Source organism: Kitasatospora sp. UYEF31, assembly GCF_057291755.1.
In genome coordinates, this window is sequence record NZ_JBXAWK010000144.1 from 1 (window position 1) to 1,724 (window position 1,724).

The 1,724-nt window shown below is 69.4% G+C and carries 2 protein-coding genes; both read right to left on the reverse strand.

What is annotated here, in order from left to right; genetic code table 11:
• On the reverse strand, positions 1–1,411 hold a 1,411-nt coding region (locus AC0Z36_RS29580; protein ID WP_485466166.1), incomplete at its 3' end, for a glycosyltransferase.
• Positions 1,412–1,425: 14 nt separating this feature from the next.
• A complete protein-coding gene (locus AC0Z36_RS29585) occupies positions 1,426–1,584 on the reverse strand; it encodes a hypothetical protein (RefSeq protein ID WP_485466167.1) in 159 nt (52 codons plus the stop codon).
• Positions 1,585–1,724: the final 140 nt, after the last annotated feature.

Here is a 1,724-nt window from a genome sequence, read left to right on the forward strand (position 1 = left end):
CGGAGGGCGGGACCAGGGCGGCGGCGCAGGTGGGTTGCGTATCGTGCGTCGGCTCGGCGGGGACGCCTTCGGTGATCCGGTCGGTCTTGGCCCAGCCGGTGCGCCCGGTCGCCATCCGGCCGGCGGCGCGCCAGCAGGCGACGTACGCGATGTAGTTGGCGGGGATCAGCAGATGCCCCAGCCAGATGGCCGAGAACCAGGACACCGAGGGGTCGCGGCGTTTGTAGAGGCAGCCGGCGACCAGGTTCGGGGCGAACGACAGCAGATACCAAAGGGCCACGGCCTCAAACCGGGCGTCGGGCACCGTGCCGAAGGCGGCCGCCCCGCCGTGCTCCCACATCGAGCCGATCATCACCGCCAGGCTGATGTGGAAGACGATCGACCACGGCAGCACCAGCGTCCACGGCACCAGGAGGTAGAGCATCATCTCCAGGGACGCGCCATGGCTCATCTTCGGTGAGTCCCAGATCCGCGGGAGGTAGCGGATCGCCGACATGTGGCCCTGGAACCAGCGGGTGCGCTGACGTACGAGGGCCTGGACGTCGGTCAGGCCCTGTTGGTCGACGTGGGCGTTGGCGGTGGTGGTCAGGCGCCATCCGGCGATGGCCAGTTCCAGGGCGAGTTCGAGGTCCTCGGTCAGTGCGGCGGCCCAGGGGGCCCGCCCAACGCCCCGCAGTGCGCTCAGCCGGGTGAACTGGCCGTTGCCGCCCAGGCTGACGGTGCCGGTGCTGGCCCGGCCGAACTGCGAGATGCCGGACAGGGCCCAGAACTCCACGTCCTGGATCCGGGGAAGGAGGGTGTCGCGGTTGCGGATGCGGACCGCGAGTTGGACACCGCCCACGGCGGGGTCGGCGAACAGCGGCAGGACGGCGTCCAGCGCGTTGTCCGACAGGCGGCCGTCCGCGTCCATGACGCAGACGACCACCTGGGCGGGGTCCAGTCTCCGACGCTGTACGTCTTCCTCGATGAGGGTGAAGCCGGAGTTCAGGGCCGGGCCCTTGCCGGTCCGGGCGTCCGGGAGTTCGCGGGTGTGCACGCTCAGCCGTTGCGCCGCTCCCGCTTGGCGGGCCGCCGTCCGGGCCTGTTCGGCGGTGGTGTCCCAGCTCGCGTCGTCAACGATGATCACCCGGGCCCGTGGGTCCTCCAGGGCACGGCTGACCGTCGAGGCGATCACCGCTTCTTCATTCAGACAAGGGATCAGGAAGTAGACCGCGTCGGGGACGGGGCCGGCCTGCGCCGGCACCAGCGCCTTGACCTTCCTGCCTTTCCTGCCTTTCCTGCCCGTGGTTGGAGTGGGCCGGTCTCCCGCCCGGGATTTACGCCAGAACTGGAGCCCGGCCGCGGTCATGCCCGCGAAGTACACCAGGCCAAGGCCGACCAGCAGCAGCTGGACGGTACTGAGGACCACCATCGGAAGGTTGCTCCTCAGTCGTTGGAGCGGCGGCGGTGCCGGGCGGCCCGGACCTGCAGCAGCAGCAGACCGGCCAGCACCATGGCGGTCGCCGTGAGGCCCAGGGGCAGCAGTGCGGCACCGGTGTTCGCCAGGTGGTCCGGGGTTACGGGTACGAAGGGGATCGGATACACGGGGACTCTCCAGGAACGACCTTGCGGCCAGGTCGAAAGTGGCGGACTGTCAGTTTTTCGGTGTCCCGAAGAACCTGTCCGACCTACATCGGCAGTACGGGAATGCGCACATGAAAATCGTCTGCGCCGGATGTGGTCTG